This window comes from Leptospira congkakensis (assembly GCF_004770265.1).
Classification (GTDB): Bacteria; Spirochaetota; Leptospiria; order Leptospirales; family Leptospiraceae; genus Leptospira_A; species Leptospira_A congkakensis.
On the sequence record NZ_RQGQ01000016.1, the window covers coordinates 20,767 to 38,565 of the forward strand.

Consider the following 17,799-nt stretch of genomic DNA (forward strand, 5'->3'; position numbering starts at 1 on the left):
TTAATGATTCGATTTTAAAGGTAAACAATAATATTATGATCGGATGTAAATACAGAAACAGGGAGACGTTCCTAGTCGACACACCCATCGGAAATGTGACAAGTTGTTCGTAGCTTAAAAAAAATGGATCAAAAACTCGTACACTTACTAGAAATTAGGAGGGTTTTCCCTTTCCTTCCATATACGCTTGTAGTTCTTGTTGTAAACCTTCGGGAAGGTTTAGGCCTCTTGCGCGAATTCTTTCGTTGTATTTGTTAAAAGACATTCTGTGTTGGTTGGTGTTGAGATAACCTTCCAATGCTTCGGCCGCCCAGGACATAATTTCTTTTACAAAGTCGTGGTTTTCTTCCAATTGATCACAGAAAGGAATGAAGAGAGGGCGATTGACCGGCCTACCAATATTTCGATAAAACAAAAGGCAATACAAAGTTTCATCGCCTAAAACCGATTCCGTTCTAATTTTTTCTTCTACATATTTTAGATTGATAGCATCCAGATAATCAATGTTAACTGTTTCGGGTGCCAGTCGTTTCGAAACAAATTTTGAAATTTCAGCTTTTACAAAACTCAAATTCGTACAATGTGCGGGACAACAACTTTGGTCTTTGTGAAGATCACATTCCAACATTAAAATACAATCAACATCCGAGGTTGGATCTACAATACCGAAGTTGATGGAACCTAGTAGTTCCAAGGCAACTTCATACCCTTTTCGTGATAATTCTTGAGTGGCCAGCCGGAAAGCCTGCATACGTTTTAGGGCATATTTGGTATCATAATTTCGGTATTTGTTTTTGAGGACAAGATACCTTTCGACGATGTTTTTTGACATAAGAGATCCAGTTCTGCTGGTGAATTGCCTTACATTGAACGCCAGTCATTCCAATTATACAACACCTTTTGGTTGTCGAAATTTGATTTTTCGCCGATAGTTAAGATCAGGGAACCCAAGCAAATTGAACCAGAAGGAAAAGATCCAGGGAAACTTGGGGAAAAGTAACAGAGTGAAATTGGAAAGTCACTTTCTTTGGAAACTGGGGCAGTTTTGTGAGCTAGTGAAAAAGGTAAGTCAGTTACTTTTTCGCGTGGCTTACCTTCGATATTGCCTTACCTTTTCATTTGGATTTATTTATCTCATCCTCTCTGGAAATGGGAAGATTTGGGCAGGGGAGGAGGACCGAAGGAATCCTTTGTCAGGACTCTATTTATCTCCCTTACAAGTGATCTCAACCGAAGAGATCAAAACATTAGATTCTGAAAAACGAATTCCTATAGACGAAGATTCTGGAATTGCCCTTCGGGAAGAACCAAAGGCAGTGGATCCCAATGCGGCGGATGTTCCGGTAGTTCCTGGGGCAGATACTCCCGTTGAAACCTCGGGTTTGGAAACAGGGCCTAAAAATTTGGAAACTAAGATTCGTGAGGCGGAAGGTCTTCTCAAACGTTACTATAGCCAGTTCATTGAAGAAAAACGAATTTGGGAAGATCGAGAAAAAGGAAACGTTTATAATTCAAGAACAGAGATGAATGACATTCGTCTTTTGTTATGGCAAAGCACTCATAAAAATTCTGAAACTTATATCGTTCGGGATTCTCCATTATTATATAATTTACATATAAGACTTGCTAGGTTGTATGTTGAGTCAGAAAAATTTGCACCTGCGTTACGTCATTACCTTGCAGCGTTTAAATACCATCCTTTAGAAATGACCGAAGAGGGATTTAGAAAAGGGGAATGGCAAAAAGAAGATATTTTGGGTTATGATGCATCATCGGCCAAAGAACATGATCGTTTGTTTAATGAGTGGAAACTATCAGAAGAAAAATTAAAAAAAACTAAAGATGAAATCCATATAAAAGAAAGTAATTGGATTCGCGAAGGGAAAAGTTTATCAACCTTGGCTCCGCAATCAAAAGTATGGAAAGAAGAGATTCGGATTGCAGAAGAAAATAGAAAATCAGCCAAACAGAAGTATGATGAATCAGTTAATCTTAGATATATATCCTATCTTGATAAACGAAAACAAATTGAGTCCAATGATTTATATGCATTTGCTAATGTTATCAGAAAATTAGAAGATGATAACAAGGAACGTTTAAAGATTGTTAACAAACTCGGTACTGCTGGTAAAGGGATTTATGTTTTATTTGATTACAAACGGAACACGGATTTTTTTGCTTATGAATTGATTTTGGAAAGAGCATATCGCATTTGGAATGAAAATCCTTCTGTACTCACGGATATTGCGGAGCAGTATAGACAAGATGGTAAAAAAGAACGAGCCACAGACTTTTATGAAAAAGGTTTAAACGAACTTTTAAAAATTAAAAATCCATCTGCGGAAGAACAAGAAAAAATTACCAAATCGAATTTACGGTTAGCCACCATCAATGCTGACTTGAAGAGAAATATTCTCGCCGGCCAATACTATGAAAAGTATTTCAATTTATCGCCAGATTCTGTTGATAAAACGAGAGTTTCCTATGAAATTGGAGTGTTTTTTAATGCACAAATTGGTGATCCTGATCGAGCCGCGAATTTTTTAGAGTATTGGTTGGAGCGCAATAGTAAGGATTGGAATCCTTCTTTGGATGTTGAGACAGGTCTTACGGAACTCGAATCGATTGCTTATTATTATCTCAGTAAAAAAGATAAAAAACACAAACGAAATGAATTAGAGCGAAATAAACTCAACATTGCTTTTGCCCAGTGGAAGAAATTAGATGAAAAGTTGATTCTTGCTGAAAATGAATTAAAAGATTTAATTGAGAAAAAACAAACTCTTAAAAAAGATCTGATGGTAACTACACTTGATGATATTCTTTCCCAATATCGATTGATGGATTTAAAAATCGAAGACCAGGAAGCTGTCATTCGTGTATTGGAAACAAAAAAAAGTAAAATCCCTCTCATCAAAATTTTGTTTCGATTGGGTGTTCTTGCCGAGGAATCCAGAGATTTTGTCAAAGCAAAAGAATTTTACGAACGTATCATCAATGAAGGTGGCGAAACAGACATTAGAGTGGCGTTAAAAGAATTGGAACGCGTTAGAAAAATTTTAGAAACAGGAAATATAATACCGCCGCTTAGCGAGAGTATTTGATGATTTCATCAGTTTGATCACCAGCTAATTCTTGTTCCAGGTTCTCTTGTGTGTAACCTTCAACTGGTAAAACACGAAATTTTACCTCGTCAACTGTATCACCTTCATGAACAATTTTAATTAAGTATTCACCAGTTCTTAAAAGAGAAAACTCATCTCTAATGGCATGAGAATCTGGTTCCGCTCTTTTCTTTTTGATATCAATTTCGACAAAGTCCAATTCATAACGATTGAGTGAAATATAAAAGTCAGTTTCTGAACCAGGGTTTCTAGAGAACTGGTATACATAGTGAATGGTATCAGTTGGAGAAAAGATAAGATCATCCCGCATCATTTTATAATCGGTGATGGTCTGGATGTGTTTTTCCAAAATATCCATTTCTTCCATTTGAGTTGTGGTCCAACCGAATTCGCCTTTTGGAACTCCACATTGGATGAGAGTGAGAACAAACAGTATGGGAAGGAGCGGAAATATACGTTTGGAAAAATTCTGAATGAGGGGACTTGGCACCGAATTCTGTCTCATCTTAGTTTTATTTTCGACAGAATTATGAATTCACAAGGCAGGAAATCGGAACTTTAGTCTATAATTTTTCCGCGTTCCGAGATATCCTTTTCTTTCGGTGGGAATCCATTTACCTCTCGTGATTCTGTTTCTCTTTGGTTTTTGCCAAATTCTTCCGCGATTTTTGCAGGTAAAATGAGGATGCGGCTCACCCAACGCAAAACCAAAAAAAGGAGAATGGAAAGGACAATGATTTTAGCCATAACACCTCAGCGAGCGCGAAGGGATTTGGGAAGGTGTCGGTCTTCCTCATTTTCTCCCCATCCGAGCTTGGTAACACCATACAATCCCACTAGGAGAAAAAGGAAAACGGAAAGATAAAGAATGGGGCTGTATTCTTCGGAATAAAAAACCTTTCCTTCCCCGGGTTTCGGAACTTTTTTCGGTGTTTGGGGCAATCCGAATTTCCTGGCAAGGGACTCAACCTGGATGAAGTTGATGACGGGAATTTCTTTTTCCAAAAAGGACTTAATGACGGAATTTGGAATATGGACTTCCTCGGGCAAACCGGTGATGAGGCCATTTTTAAAAACTTGTTTCCCAAGGTTTGTTCCAAGGATCGTAGTTCCGCCGCCAACATTCACAAACAGTTTAATTGGTTTTCCAACTGCCAACTCTTCGTATAGTTTCATCCGTTTTTCGATGGAATCATCAAAGTGAATGGGATCAAGGAGTTTGGTTTTGTTTCTTTCTAAAGCGCGGCCAAGAAGTTCTTTTCCTTCTTTTGAAATCCCCATAGCTTTGTCTTGGATGCCTCCAAGAGACGCATAACTCGACTTAAACGAAAAAATTCCAGACTCAACAAGTTCTCTTTCCATATCCAACCAAAGCATTTGTGGATGGTTAGCTCCAAATTGTGATGCAGAAGCACTAGAGATAATGATTGGTTTGAGTTTTAAAGTATCTAATGCTGCAAATAAACAAATATTGATCGCGGGAAAAGAACCTGATATTGCCACTGCGACTGTATCACCTTCTTCTAGTTTTGCTTTTTTTAAAAGCTGGATCATGATAGCAGCGAAGTTTGGATTAATGGATGTTTGTTTTGCGGAAAGAGAACCACTATTACTTGTAACGGGTGTTAGAAAGTCTCCAATGAGTCCAGAGTTTGTTGGATCTAATTCTTTATAATCTGGTTTTTTGTGTTTTAATAGTTCTGGTTTTAAAATTTGAAATCCACGTTCTGCTAATTTTGCTGCATGGAGTTTCTTTTTGAAATAAGATTGTTCTTTTTTTACCTTACAAGTTTCAATTAATAATAAACCTAAAACTCCGAGAACCGCTAAGAGAAATAATGCAATCCTGGAGTGTTTCCAAGGAGACCAATAAATTTTAGTCATCATAATGTTTCTAACTCTGTACCCAAAAGAAAAATAAGAAGTATTTTTACAAATATAGAAGCAAGTATGAGTACAGATGTTGTTTCTAATACACCTTGTCTTTCATACCAAATGGCAATGAGGCCAGGAATGATAAATCCAATCCCTCTTACTTCGGAAAGGTATGTGATATCTAAATCGGGAAGAACCTGGTAGTTTAACAAATATCCAAAAAAATAACCAAATAAGAGAATGAAGACAACTTTTCTTTTTCCAAAAATTAGTAAAAAATTAGACAATATTTCTACACAAAGATAAGAAAGGAAAGCAATCAAAAAGGTAAGAGCTATGTCTTTAGGATGATGAAAGGATAAAGCCAAATAACCTGGAACTACAAGTCCTGTTCCCAGAATACCAAACAGTTCTGAAAAAACCAAACTAACAACTAGGCTTAACCCTATAGATAGAGGAAGAATTTCATTCATTGGTTTGTTCCGACCTGTTTTTTAAGTATAAAGATAAGTCCATCCCTAGACCAACTATATTTCCAATTCCAAAAACCAAAGATTGTTTAGGAAGAATCGAAAGTAAAGATTCAAAAATTCCATCTAAACTTAAATGTTCCCAAACAAATATGGGAATGTCCTTTTGGGAATAAGTTTTTAAATATTTAAAAGCCAAGGAAGTTGATGATCCAATTAAAATGATTGCATCGTATCCTTCCCAATTGGCAAATTCCTTTGTTAGTTGGCGACTTCTTTCGGGTCTGTCCTCTCTTGTATGAAATAAAATGTATCTTTTGTTGTATTGAGGATATCTTTCGATAACAGATGACCAAATATATTTTGTGCTATTGGGATCATTCGCAGCCATCGCATTCACATATAAAAATTCTTTTCCAAAAAAATGGATGGGAGAGACAGAAAGAGCACCAGGATCTGGATTTACTTTCCACATGGATTCTAAAGCTTGATTACGATTTACTCCCAGTAATTTACAAACGGTGAGTGCAACATTTACATTTTCCTTATGTTCCCAATAAGAAAACTTACTCATTTCTTCATCAGTTATGTTTTGTAATGATTCATCTTTGGTTATGATGGCTTTCGAATTTCTATCCAAACAAACATCTAAAACTAAAGATTCAAATTCCGTGGCACCAGTAACTAGAGTTCCATTCACTGGGCAAGCAGATAGCAATGATTTTGCGACATCTAGTAAATTTGGTCCCATAACTTCCAGATGGTCTTCCCTTATATTGGTAATCACACCGATGTCTGATTTTAAAATTTGTCCTTCACTTGCCCATTGGTATCTCGGCTCTAAGGCCATACATTCCAATACAACAATTTCGGCTCCTTTTTGATTGGCCTTTTTTAGTATTTTGATTTGTTCTAAAATGGAAGGTTTTCCAAATCGAGATATAGATTCTTCGGATCCATCAGGAAATATCATTCGTGCCATAGTTCCTGTTGTTTTTGCAAAAACAGACATTCCTGTAGAGGAAAGCCCTGCTCGTATGAGCCTTGTTACACTTGATTTCCCTCTTGTACCGTTGACATGGATTCGGTGTTTGAACTTTTTTAAAGTGCGAGTGTGTAGAAAGTATTCAATAGTATAATAAAGTAACAATATGAGGATAATTATGAAAAAAAGGAAGGCATTCGGTTTCATCTGAAATTTTCTTGATGATACATTTCCTTCAAGGGAATGTCATTTGATTGTAACTCAAAACTGAGAAGATACACGTAGTTTTCTATGAGCATACGTTACAAATTCTTATTAATACTGAGTGTGAGTCAAATTCTTCTTGTAATTGCTCTCACCACTAGTTTTGCCTACCTTCTCCAATCGGTTAAAAATATCCCTCAAACACAAAGGGCCGAGGATCTTTCGCGAAATTTTCAAAGGGAATTGGAATTTAAAGAAGAAAAACTACGTTTGTTATTAGAAGAAATCACTTTTAATTCTCAGACTCGTGGAATTTTAGAAAGGGGTCTTGCAGATCGTTCGGTTTTGTCGAAGGAACTTCCTTATCTACAACAAATTCTAAAAAGATATGGTCTTTCTATTTTTGAAATTGGAGACAATCAAGGAAAGGTTTTGTTTCGTGTGCATCGTCCTAAAGATTTTGGAGATGATAAAAAAAACCAACCCATCATTCGAAATGCGCTGAATGGACAATCTACAGCAGCTTTGGAAGACGGGCATAGTGGACTTGGTTTTCGATTGGCAGCTCCCCTTTTTGGAAGAGGAACACTTCTTATTGGCCAAGTAGTTGATGATAATTTTACAAAAACAATTTCAAAAGACAACCGAATTCATTTAGCAATTTTTCAAGAAGGAAAAGTAAAAACAGTCGGATCAGATATGATTCGTTTGGTGATGAATGAAAAACCTGAATTGCTTATGGAAGAACAAAGATTTCATTTTCAAAACAAACCATATTATATGGTGAAAATTCCTTATGTTGGAAGTTCTCAATCGGTAAAACATTTAGTATTTCACGTGATGATTGATGAAAACGAAGTAGAATCCAAAACTTGGAAAATTTGGTCGTTTTTTGTTATCGCATCACTTGTGTTGTGTGGTGTTATTTTCCTCATTTCATTTTTGTTCTCTCGAGATATGGTAGAAGCAATCAAACTACTCACAACTGCCATGGTGGATTTAGACCAGTGGAAACCGGAAACTTTGCCAACTCATAGAAGTGATGAGATCGGGCAAATGGGAAGAGTTTTTGTGGAAATGAAAGAGGAATTGGCGGAACACCAAAATCATTTAGAAGAAATGGTGGACCAACGAACCAGAGAATTAAACGAAACTTTGTCGGAGATGCAAAAACTCCAGGACAAACAAGATGGAGATTATTTTTTAACATCTTTGCTCATCAAACCTTTACGCGGTTCATTTGCTAAATCAGAAACCGTTTCGATCAAAATCTTTGAACGGCAAATGAAACAATTTAAGTTCAGAAACAAACAATCTGAGATTGGTGGAGACCTTTCCGTATCTGATTCTATTTATTTGATGGGGAAAAAATACACAGTATTTTTGAACGCGGATGCCATGGGTAAGTCCATCCAAGGTGCCGGTGGTGCGCTGGTGATGGGAACAGTTTTTAAATCCATCATCACTAGAACACAAAAGTTACGTTATATGCAAGATAGACATCCTGAACGTTGGTTAAAGGAATGTTTTCAAGAGGTTCATAACGTTTTTATTAGTTTTGATGGACATATGCTTATATCCGCAATACTCGGGTTAGTTGATGAGGAAACGGGGACATTATACTATATCAATGCAGAACATCCTTGGATTGTATTATACCGAGATGGAAATGCAAGTTTTCTCGAAAATGAACATTCACTGAGAAAGATTGGATTCACTGAAATGAGCGGTGATGAAGTGGTGATTCAAATATATCCGCTTCGTCCTGGTGATGTGCTCATTTTGGGATCAGATGGGCGTGATGATTTGTTTGTTGGACAATCTGGCGGGAATCGAGTTATCAATGATGATGAAACTGTTTTTTTAAGGCATGTCAAGGAAGGTAGCGGAGATCTAAATGAAATTTGTAAAGTAATGTCGTTATTTGGTGATTTAACAGATGACTTAAGTTTGATGAGAATTGCATTTTTAGAAGAAGTTGCCTATGCGGCTAAAGAATCTACAAAAACAAATGTCTATTATCAAATGTTGGGTGAGGGGATTCAATCGTATCGTGATAAAGAATGGAACAATGCTATTTTTGCTTTAGAACTTGCTTTGGAATCCGAACCAGATGATCTCTATTGTTTGAGAGAGTTGTCCAAGTTGTATATGAAATCCAAGGACTATGAAAAGGCGATTGAACTTGCGAATCGTTACTTACAGTTAAATCCTGGAGATACTGACTTTTTGTTTTATATTGCTTACGCTCACAAACAAAGAAGAGACTTTGTGTTAGCGACAGACTTTGCAGAAAGACTTCGTTTTAGAGATCCGAAAAATTTTAATAACCTTCTTCTACTTGCTGAAATTCTAATGCACAGAAGAGATATCGAACGTTCGAAAGAGGTTTTATTGGCTTTGCAAGAAATGGCACCCGAAAACCCAAAACTTCTTAAACTAAAAAACTTTTGGAAAAAAATGGTAGCTACTTCTGTAACTTAAGTTATTTGAAAGAATTGATTGCTTCTTCTGTACTCTCAAAAATTTGAATTACGGAAGAAATTTTAGAAATGCGGAAAATTTGACGGATTGTTTTGGAAACATTTACAATTCGTAAACCGCCACCTAACTCCGACAATTTATCGTTGAGTGACATGATGAGTCCAAATCCAGAAGAGTCAATAAAACTGACTCCTTCTAAATCAAAGATAAATCGATGTTCTTCTTGGGATGCAGATTCTTTGATTCGTTCTTTGAGTATGCCGGCATTTAACATATCTAAGTTGCCGAATAATTTCAGAACAACAATGCCGTCGAATTTAGATTCTGTATATTCCATTGAACCGCTTTGAGAATAGCTAATTTTTGGATTTGGTCAATAGATTAATTGACGAACTTATCCCATTTTTCTTCCACCGAAATGGATCTGAGGATTCGCCAAATCAGTTTAGAACCGTTTTCCGAATTGGTCATAATGACCACTCCATATCCTTTTTCTGTGTTGAAAAGGGCAAGCGACTTATGTCCCTTTGTATGGCCGCCATGAAAGAAATATTCTGTTTTGCCAGTGCGATTTAAGAAAAACCCATGCGCGACAAGGGCATGCACCGTGAGGTTTGCTGCACTCATTTTGGGTGAGAGCAAATATTCGGCCGATTCTTTAGAGAGAAAGTTTGATTTTCCTTGTTTTGCCCTCGCCACTTCATGAAATAACAATCCCACTTCTTCAGGTGTTGTCCAAAGCCCGCCGGAGGAAAGTTCAGGAGTGACAAAGGATTTTTGAGGGAGTAGGTTTCCTTGTTCATCGTAACCGTCACAACGATCATCTTCGGCTGTTAGATTTTGTCGGAATGTACTTCTTGTCATTTGTAAGGGTTGGAAAACAACTTCAGACATTAGGTTTTGAAAAGATTTTCCCGTTCGTTCGGCTAAGATTTCTTGTACGATGCTGTATCCACCACCGGAGTATCGAGATTTACTTCCTGGTTTGTAATATAATTTTAAACCATTTCCTTTTGTGGTATAAGTGTCTTTTAATTCGCGTAAATGTTTCTTTCCTGAATTAATGGGATCATCCCAATTTCCTTTTTCCGTTAACCCACTTGTGTGAGATAATAATAAATCAAGATTAACAACGGATCTTCTTTTCCCTTTAGGAACGGACACTTTGTACTGCTTTAGTTTTCCAATCCAATTGGAATATAAATCAAGTTGACCAGATTCAACTAATCGAAGTGTTGCGGTTGCTGTCATTGTTTTAGAGAGAGAACCTGCTCGAAAAAGAGTATGTTGTGTTTTTGTTCCATACATCTTTTTCCAACTTAATCCCCCATTTCTAAAAACGGCAATCCCGAGGGAAGGAACCTTCTCGATTTTCATTAAATCTTCTATATATACTTCGTTTGGAAGATTGGTCTTTTTTTTAAGATTTAATTTTTTAGCATCAAAAATGATTTCTGTTAAAATTGATTTTATCGAAGATAAATCACCTTTGCTGTTTCCGAAAGGACTTACAATTGTGATAAAAATTCTACTCTTTAAGTCATGATAAATAAAGTTAGAAATTCCCTTTTCTTTACCATAAGTCCAATAAAAATAATCTCCAACAAAAGCCCCTTCACCGAAAGCGATCGGGTCTTCCGATATGGAATCGGATAATATAGTTTTTTTGATGAATGTATCTCTAGATACTTTTGAGATTAGTTTTGGTTTTTTAAGTTCCAGGCTAAAAATTACCAAATCTTCTGGTGTAGAATAAATTCCACTATTCCCAATTAAAACTTCCGTAGTATCAACGTTTGTATTTTGGAAACCTAACGGATCAAAAATTTTTTCTTTTAGATAATGCGAATATGAAGAACCCGAAACCTTTTCTATTATATAGGATAATAAAAGATAATCTAGACGACTGTATTTCCAATACTCTCCTGAAGGAAAGACAGGTTTTAGTTTAGATTCTAAAAAATGTCGTTTGATATCATCACGTTTTAGATGAGGTTTCTCTGTATCAAAATTTGGTAAAAATTCGATGATTTTTGGTAATCCGGATGTGTGGCGTAACAAATGTCCAATTGTAATTTTGGAATAAGGGAACCACTTAAGATGTTTTGATACAGGATCAGACAAAGATATTTTTTTTTCTTCTTCTAACATATGAATTGCATAAGAAGTGAAAATCTTTGTAGATTCACCTAACGGGAAATTGTGCTTTTTATAAAGTTGTGAGTTTTTCTTTTTTTTATTTGTTAGAATGGATTCTCTGAATAAAATATTATCATCCTGAGAAATGAGGACAACACCTTGAAATCCTTCTTGTTTGATTCTTTTTCGAAGTTTTTCTTTGGTTTCTTCTGAAAAAGAGCCAATTTCGGATTCTCCACAGTTAGTCAAAAATAAACTGAAAAGAAGACAAATGAAAATCCGAAATTGCATTTTGAAATTAGTCTCTATTAATTAGACTTGGATGGTATCCTTCTGGTGCTTCAAATCCTAAAAGATCCATCATAGTTGCCGCAACATTTGCCAGCCCTTTTTCCTTTAAGTTTTGATTGAGTTGAATTTTTCCAGATGGATCATAGAGTACAAATTGTACAGGATTTAGTGTGTGGCTTGTTTTTGGAACGGGTTTCCCGTCTTTTGATGTTTCTGCTGTTCCCTTTTTTGTTAGTTGATACATTTCGTCTGCATTGCCATGGTCAGCGGTAATACATAAAACTGTCCCAGTTTCGTCACAAATTTTTTTGATTCGATCTAAACAAATATCAAGATACTCTAAACTACGGACGGTCGCATCCATATTTCCAGTATGACCCACCATATCTCCGTTGGCATAATTAACTCGTAAAAATGGAAATTTGTGTGAAGTGAGAGCAAGCACAAGGTTGTCTGTGATTTCTTTTGCTTTCATTTCCGGCTTTTGGTCAAAAGGAATGATGTCGGATTTTACTTCTTCATATGTTTCTAATGTTTGATTAAAATAACCTGACCTGTTTCCATTCCAAAAAAAAGTCACATGCCCGTACTTTTGTGTTTCGGAGAGAGCGTATTGAGCTACACCTTCGTTTGCAAAGTATTCCCCCATAGTTCGATCGATTGCAGGAGGATCCACTAAGTATTGTTTGGGGATAAACAAATCCCCATCATATTGCATCATACCTGCAAATTCAATTTTTGGGAAACGTTTACGATTAAAATTTGTTAATGATTCTTCTGTAAAGGCTCTTGAAATTTCAATGGCACGATCACCACGAAAGTTAAAAAATACTACGGAATCGTTGTCTTCTACTTTACCAACAGGTTTTCCATTGGAATCTCCAATCACAAATCCAGGCAGATATTGATCAATGACTGATGGATTTTCAGTTCGGAAAGTTTCAATGGCTTCCTTCGCAGTAGAAAAAATTCGACCTTCTCCTTCAACGTGATGGTTCCAACCTCTTTCTACCATGGACCAATCGGCATCATAACGATCCATCGTGAGTTCCATCCTTCCCCCACCTGATGCGATTAGGATATCGATTCCTTTTTTTCTATAGGAATCTAAATATTCTTCAAAGGGATTCAAATAGTCTAACGCAGATTTTTCGGGAACATCTCTACCATCTAACAAAATATGGAGACGTATTTTTTTGATCTCTTCTTTGATTGCGTGATCTATTAGTGCTCTTAAATGATCGATATGGCTATGAACATTTCCATCGGAAAACAATCCAAGAAAATGAAATGTAGACTGATTTGATTTACAATTCGAAACAGTTTTTTTCCAAATGGGGCCTGCAAACAAACTTCCGTTCTCAATGGATTGCGATACTAATTTTGCACCTTGATCAAAGATTCTTCCTGAACCTAAAACATTATGACCCACTTCAGAGTTACCCATATCTTCATCACTTGGCATTCCGACAGCGGTTCCATGTGCTTTTAATAGAACAGTAGGTTGTGTTTTCCAAAGCCCTTTTAATACAGGCATATCAGCTTTAGCAACGGCGTTTCCGTTTTCGTATCCTTTTTCTGTAAACCCAACACCATCTAAGATGATTAATAAAACTTGTTTGGCCAATGAACCTTTGGGTTGTTTTTTAAGAGTTAACATAGATTAGATTCCCCTGTCTTTTTCCACTTTGAGATTTATTGAAGATTTTGCAACTGGAAGATATCAAAAGGTGTGAGTTCTACAGAACTTGGTATGGGATTCAAAAGAACATTTCCCAAATTGGAGTCGTAAACATAAATACCTGGTCGATTGAAATCCGTAGATCCAACCAAAAGTTTTCCTTCATTCGTAAGCAATAGACCGGAAAGGCTTATCCCAATATTCCCTGGTATTTGCAAAAGTGTTGCAATTCGTTCGCCCGTTCTTGGTCGAAAAGCTTGGACTGTTTTTGTAAATCCAGAATCAAGAACAGCTGCATATCCAAGTTCTTCATTTTTAATTTGAAAGGCAAGAATGTCGCCACCAGCAGTTTCTTCTGCAAAGAGACGATTGGGATGGAACTGACGAGTGCTTAGACGAAAAGCAATGATTCCCGCATCTATTTGAGAAATAAACCCAACGCGTCCAACGCATGCAAATACCAGATGAGGTTCACCGAACAAATTTACTTTTTGGATTTTGGAACTTGGATTTCTATAAGGAAGAGTATAAACAGCCCTGATTACGTTTAGATCCATATCAATTTCAACTAGATAAGAATCTGAGTTAGGTGGTAAATAACCAGATACATCATTTCGATCCAATCGTTGTAACAATACAAATAAACTAGATCCATCCTGGAGCATATAAGAAGATTCAACTGAACTATCTGGGATTCCTGATGTAGAATAAGTTTCTCGTAGAGAAGTGAAAGAAACTCCTCCAAGTTTTGTTCCGTTGGATCTTGAGTAAATAGCTAATTCATCAGAATTGTATAAACTGATAAAATATTTGTCATTCCAAACGGAAATGTCTTGAGGATTTTTTCCTTGGCCTACACTGAACTCTTGTTCGGTGAGAAATCCTAATTGAGGATTTAATACCTGAATGCTATCACGATTCAAACGATTGACTATAAATACCCTGTCGTTTGTATATCTGCCCACTGCATCGGAATGGATAGGAATGGATGTGGGAAACGTCGTAAACGAATTTGGTTCAAATGTTTTGAATCTCCCGCCACTTGCAAAATCAGAAGTGACAACACCTACAGAAGTGGGCGAAGCCGATAAAAATAAAAACCGAAACAAGTCTGGTTTTTCAATTTCCAATTGAGCGCATTGGAAATGAAAGAAAAGGATGGGAAATAACCGCACTGCGTATATCACCCGGACTCGCTGGGGATTGTATTTGTAGTTCAGAAATCTTGCTGTGAATAACCGCACTGCGTATATCACCCGGACTCGCTGGGGATTGTATCTGTAGTTTAGAAATCTTGCTGTGAATAACCGCACTGCGTATATCACCCGCCAGAATGCGAGAATCCAAATGTAATTTATTTTATCCCGAGAACTATTTTTGGTTTTAGTCATTAGAATCGATAGCTCCCTGTAAAATAATAACTGCGGCCAGGCAATGGATATCCTACCAAATCCTCAACACGTTTGTCTGTTAGATTACGAACCTCAAATCCTAAAATCAATTCGTTTCCTGTTTCTGAATTTTTATAAGGTATGTATTGGATGTAGAGATTCCAAAATTGTCGGGCTGGTAGATAACCTAGGTATTCATTAGTTCTGTCCCGAAAATTGGCACCAATGTATTGGTATTCTAATCCAATTTCTCCGAATTCTTTAAAGAATGCGAGTAGCGCACTGCCTTGGCTTTTGGAACGAAGAGGAAGATACTTTCCATTGAGTGATGGTGATTCGGAATAGTTTCTCGCGTCTTGATACGTATAATTAAAGTTAAATTTAACACCTTTATTCCAAATTAGGTTGTGACTTGTCTCTAATCCGCGAATGAAAGCTTGGTCTACGTTTTCTGGTCTAAGTGTAAACTGTGAATTTGGTAAAAACAAAATCATATCATAAATTCGTTTTTGAAAAATAGATACATCGGATTGTATTTTCCAATTGTTACTTGGTTTTGAATGAAGATAAAACCCAAAATCGCCGTTTCGACTTTGTTCTGGTCGTAATTTAGTATTTCCTACGATACTCCCTCGCTCACCAAATAACTCTAAGAAGGTGGGAATACGAAAATCTTTACTAATGTTTGCCAGTGTTCCAAATTCTAAACTATCTTTTTTGATCCAAATAATTTTGATTCCAAAACTTGGATTGGTGAAAGCTTGTTTTACATAAAAAACATCAGTGAGTGGATCTAGAAGTTGGTTACGAACACTGGTTTCATCTTTGCCGAACCTATCTGTGAATTTCTCAAAACGAACTTGAGGAACTAAAAACAGTCTGTTAGAAAAGAATCTAATTTCATCTTGGAAGGTGGCACTTAAAGAATCCCTTCTTTTTTTAGGTTCTTTCCTTTCAGTTTCATGATTGTACCTTTTTTCATATCGAGTAAAAAACTCTTGTTCCGTTTGGAAAGAAGCACGTAGAACTTGATTGTATTCTAATAAATATAAAGTGGGAGAAAGTTGGAATCCATATTGGTTGGTTTTGGTAAATGAATCGGGAGTTCCGTAACTAAATTCAGATTTAGGATCAAAAAGATCATCCTTGGAAAAGTTACCATAGGTTTTTGTTTCAAGAGTTAGGTTTTGTAAAAGAAATTCATTTGTTTCTGTTGTGATTGCCGAAGAAAGTTTGCTAAAAACTCTTTCTACCGCAACGGTTTGCCTATTGCCTGGACCGGGTAATCCTTGTTTTCTGTGGATATAATCATTTAATAAATTGATTTTTGTTTTTCCAAATTCAAAAGCGATGTTTCCTGTAAAACCCGTTTTCCGAAATTGTGCATTCCTTCGTGTATCAATTGTATCATCGTAAGTATTAAATAAAACAGTTCCTTTATTGTTGAGATAACTAAAGTTTTGGTCTGATGTTTCTTGAAGAGCCTGTATAAAATAAGATCCACCTGAAAACTGATCCATATGAGTCACTGAAGCTTTAGCAGTTTTAAAACTTCCTCCCATCAAATTGATACGTGTGAAAGGTTTTTCAACTTTTGATTTGGAAACTAAATTGATGGAACCTCCAATCGATGATCCTGAAAATCCAGCGGGTGTTCCTGATTTATAAATTTCTATTTTTTCTAAATTGTCAAAGGGTAGATCTGCTAAATTGATTTCGCCACCCATGGAATTATTAATCGGAACACCATTCCAATAAATTTTTGTTTGGTTGGGATTGGTTCCGCGTAAGGAAAGCGTGGAGTAAGAACCAAGTCCACCATATTGCCTCACCCGAACTCCTGCTTCGCGGTTTAATACATCTGGTAAACTCGTGTATCGAGTGTTTGTTGATGTTAAGTCTATTTCTTTTTGGAAACCTGTTGGGTTTTTGGCAAAATTAGAATTTTTTGACTGACTTTCTACATTAGCTCTAATTTCTACTTCTTTCGTTTCTTTGTTCTGAGCATGTAATGTAAGGGCCGAGAAACATAAAAAAAGAATAATAGATAATCGGAAATAGGAAATCATAGAGCCGTATTTTCTCGGTACTTGCCAACCTGGAACATGAAAATTGAGTGTCAATTCCCTAAAGGAAAAAAGCATTGTCCCCATGAAGCATTACGACGTATTCGGCGTAGGGAACGCCCTTGTAGATATCATTGCATTTATTGATCCCAATTTTCTACAAAAACAAAATATCACCAAAGGTGTGATGACTCTTGTAGATGAATCCAGACAAGGCCAAATTCTTGCAGACCTTCACGATGAAAAGAAAGAACTCCGCTCTGGTGGTAGTGCCGCTAACACGATGATTGCCATTGCAAACTCTGGTGGAACTTGCTGTTATACGGGTAAAGTTACCCATGATACGTATGGTGAATTTTATAAAAAAGATATGGAAGATGCAGGTGTGCTGTTTGAAACTACGCCTGATAAAAACGGTCATACTGGAACTTGTGTGGTTTTAACTACACCAGATGCAGAAAGAACCATGTTAACCAATCTTGCCATTTCCACATCACTTGGCCCGGATGATATCGATATAGAAAACCTTAAAAAAAGCAAATTTGTTTATGTAGAAGGTTATTTATGGGATGGAGATTCTACAAAAAAAGCGAGTGAACTTTCTATGAAAGTAGCAAAGGAAAACAATGTAAAAGTTTCTTTTACATACAGTGATCCATTTTGTGTAAATCGTTCCAGAGATGAATTCATCCATCTAACAAAAGAATACGTTGATGTTGTGTTCTGCAATTCAGAAGAAGGGTTGGCTCTTAGTGGCGCAAAAACTGTGGAAGACGCTGTTGAGTTTATTTCCAAACTTTGTCCTTTAGTATTTATGACTGCGGGAAAAGAAGGAGCATACGTTGCAGAAAATGGAAACATCACACTCGTTCCTGGTTTTCCTGTAAAACCAATTGATACAACTGGAGCAGGGGATGCCTTTGCTGCTGGAGTTTTGTATGGACTGACCCAAGGTTATTCCGCACAAAAATCAGCTCGTTGGGGTAACTATGTAGCTTCTCGAATTGTTTGCGAAGTGGGTCCACGTTTGTCCGTACGTCTTATGGGAAGACAAGACGAAATTTTGACCGGGTTCAAAGAAACATAAA

The 17,799-nt window shown here is 36.6% G+C and carries 14 protein-coding genes; 3 read left to right on the forward strand and 11 right to left on the reverse strand.

What is annotated here, in order from left to right; genetic code table 11:
• Positions 1 to 154 precede the first annotated feature (154 nt).
• Positions 155 to 832 (reverse strand): hypothetical protein, encoded by a 678-nt coding sequence (locus EHQ70_RS10515; RefSeq protein ID WP_135586202.1) that lies wholly within the window; start codon positions 830 to 832, stop codon positions 155 to 157.
• 172 nt (positions 833 to 1,004) lie between these two features.
• Here EHQ70_RS10515 and EHQ70_RS10520 point away from each other — a divergent pair, with 172 nt between their 5' ends.
• Positions 1,005 to 3,104, forward strand: coding sequence for a tetratricopeptide repeat protein (locus EHQ70_RS10520; RefSeq protein WP_244288300.1), 2,100 nt, complete (start codon positions 1,005 to 1,007; stop codon positions 3,102 to 3,104).
• On the opposite strand, the gene EHQ70_RS10525 is transcribed toward EHQ70_RS10520, so the two are convergent.
• From EHQ70_RS10525 to pgsB, 5 genes are read right to left on the reverse strand one after another with little or no spacing between them, the layout of a single operon-like run.
• Positions 3,088 to 3,630, reverse strand: a complete 543-nt coding sequence (locus tag EHQ70_RS10525; protein WP_135586206.1) for an LIC_12238 family plasminogen-binding lipoprotein — start codon at positions 3,628 to 3,630, stop codon at positions 3,088 to 3,090. The two genes, EHQ70_RS10520 and EHQ70_RS10525, sit on opposite strands and share 17 nt — an antisense overlap.
• Before the next feature lie 53 nt (positions 3,631 to 3,683).
• A complete protein-coding gene (locus EHQ70_RS10530; RefSeq protein WP_135586208.1) occupies positions 3,684 to 3,872 on the reverse strand; it encodes a hypothetical protein in 189 nt (62 codons plus the stop codon).
• 6 nt (positions 3,873 to 3,878) lie between these two features.
• The gene (pgsW, locus tag EHQ70_RS10535; RefSeq protein ID WP_135587176.1) at positions 3,879 to 5,009 is read right to left on the reverse strand and encodes a poly-gamma-glutamate system protein; all 1,131 of its coding nucleotides are present in this window, start codon (positions 5,007 to 5,009) and stop codon (positions 3,879 to 3,881) included.
• A complete protein-coding gene (gene pgsC, locus EHQ70_RS10540; protein ID WP_135586210.1) occupies positions 5,009 to 5,473 on the reverse strand; it encodes a poly-gamma-glutamate biosynthesis protein PgsC in 465 nt (154 codons plus the stop codon). Before pgsC ends, pgsW begins: the two co-directional genes overlap by 1 nt.
• Positions 5,466 to 6,662, reverse strand: coding sequence for a poly-gamma-glutamate synthase PgsB (gene pgsB, locus EHQ70_RS10545; RefSeq protein WP_135586212.1), 1,197 nt, complete (start codon positions 6,660 to 6,662; stop codon positions 5,466 to 5,468). Before pgsB ends, pgsC begins: the two co-directional genes overlap by 8 nt.
• 84 nt (positions 6,663 to 6,746) lie before the next feature.
• Here pgsB and EHQ70_RS10550 point away from each other — a divergent pair, with 84 nt between their 5' ends.
• Entirely contained in the window at positions 6,747 to 9,143 is a 2,397-nt protein-coding gene (locus EHQ70_RS10550) for a SpoIIE family protein phosphatase (RefSeq protein ID WP_135586214.1), read from the forward strand.
• Between the two features lies 1 nt (position 9,144).
• Here the strand turns inward: EHQ70_RS10550 and EHQ70_RS10555 are convergent, their stop codons facing one another.
• The 5 genes from EHQ70_RS10555 to EHQ70_RS10575 all read right to left on the reverse strand — a co-directional run bounded on the left by EHQ70_RS10555 (position 9,145) and on the right by EHQ70_RS10575 (position 16,714).
• Positions 9,145 to 9,480 carry an STAS domain-containing protein gene (locus EHQ70_RS10555; protein ID WP_084764875.1) on the reverse strand — a complete coding sequence of 112 codons (336 nt, stop codon included), beginning with the start codon at positions 9,478 to 9,480 and terminating at the stop codon, positions 9,145 to 9,147.
• Positions 9,481 to 9,524: 44 nt separating this feature from the next.
• Complete coding sequence (locus tag EHQ70_RS10560) at positions 9,525 to 11,573, reverse strand: serine hydrolase domain-containing protein (protein WP_135586216.1); 2,049 nt, start codon at positions 11,571 to 11,573, stop codon at positions 9,525 to 9,527.
• A gap of 7 nt (positions 11,574 to 11,580) precedes the next feature.
• Positions 11,581 to 13,233 carry a 2,3-bisphosphoglycerate-independent phosphoglycerate mutase gene (gpmI, locus tag EHQ70_RS10565; RefSeq protein WP_135586218.1) on the reverse strand — a complete coding sequence of 551 codons (1,653 nt, stop codon included), beginning with the start codon at positions 13,231 to 13,233 and terminating at the stop codon, positions 11,581 to 11,583.
• A 35-nt stretch (positions 13,234 to 13,268) separates the two neighbouring features.
• Positions 13,269 to 14,429, reverse strand: coding sequence for a hypothetical protein (locus tag EHQ70_RS10570; protein WP_135586220.1), 1,161 nt, complete (start codon positions 14,427 to 14,429; stop codon positions 13,269 to 13,271).
• A gap of 215 nt (positions 14,430 to 14,644) precedes the next feature.
• Positions 14,645 to 16,714, reverse strand: a complete 2,070-nt coding sequence (locus tag EHQ70_RS10575) for a TonB-dependent receptor (RefSeq protein WP_135586222.1) — start codon at positions 16,712 to 16,714, stop codon at positions 14,645 to 14,647.
• Positions 16,715 to 16,796: 82 nt separating this feature from the next.
• On the opposite strand from EHQ70_RS10575, the gene EHQ70_RS10580 reads away from it, so the two are divergent.
• Positions 16,797 to 17,798: an adenosine kinase gene (locus EHQ70_RS10580; protein WP_135586224.1), complete on the forward strand. Its 1,002-nt coding sequence runs from the start codon at positions 16,797 to 16,799 to the stop codon at positions 17,796 to 17,798.
• Position 17,799 lies beyond the last annotated feature (1 nt).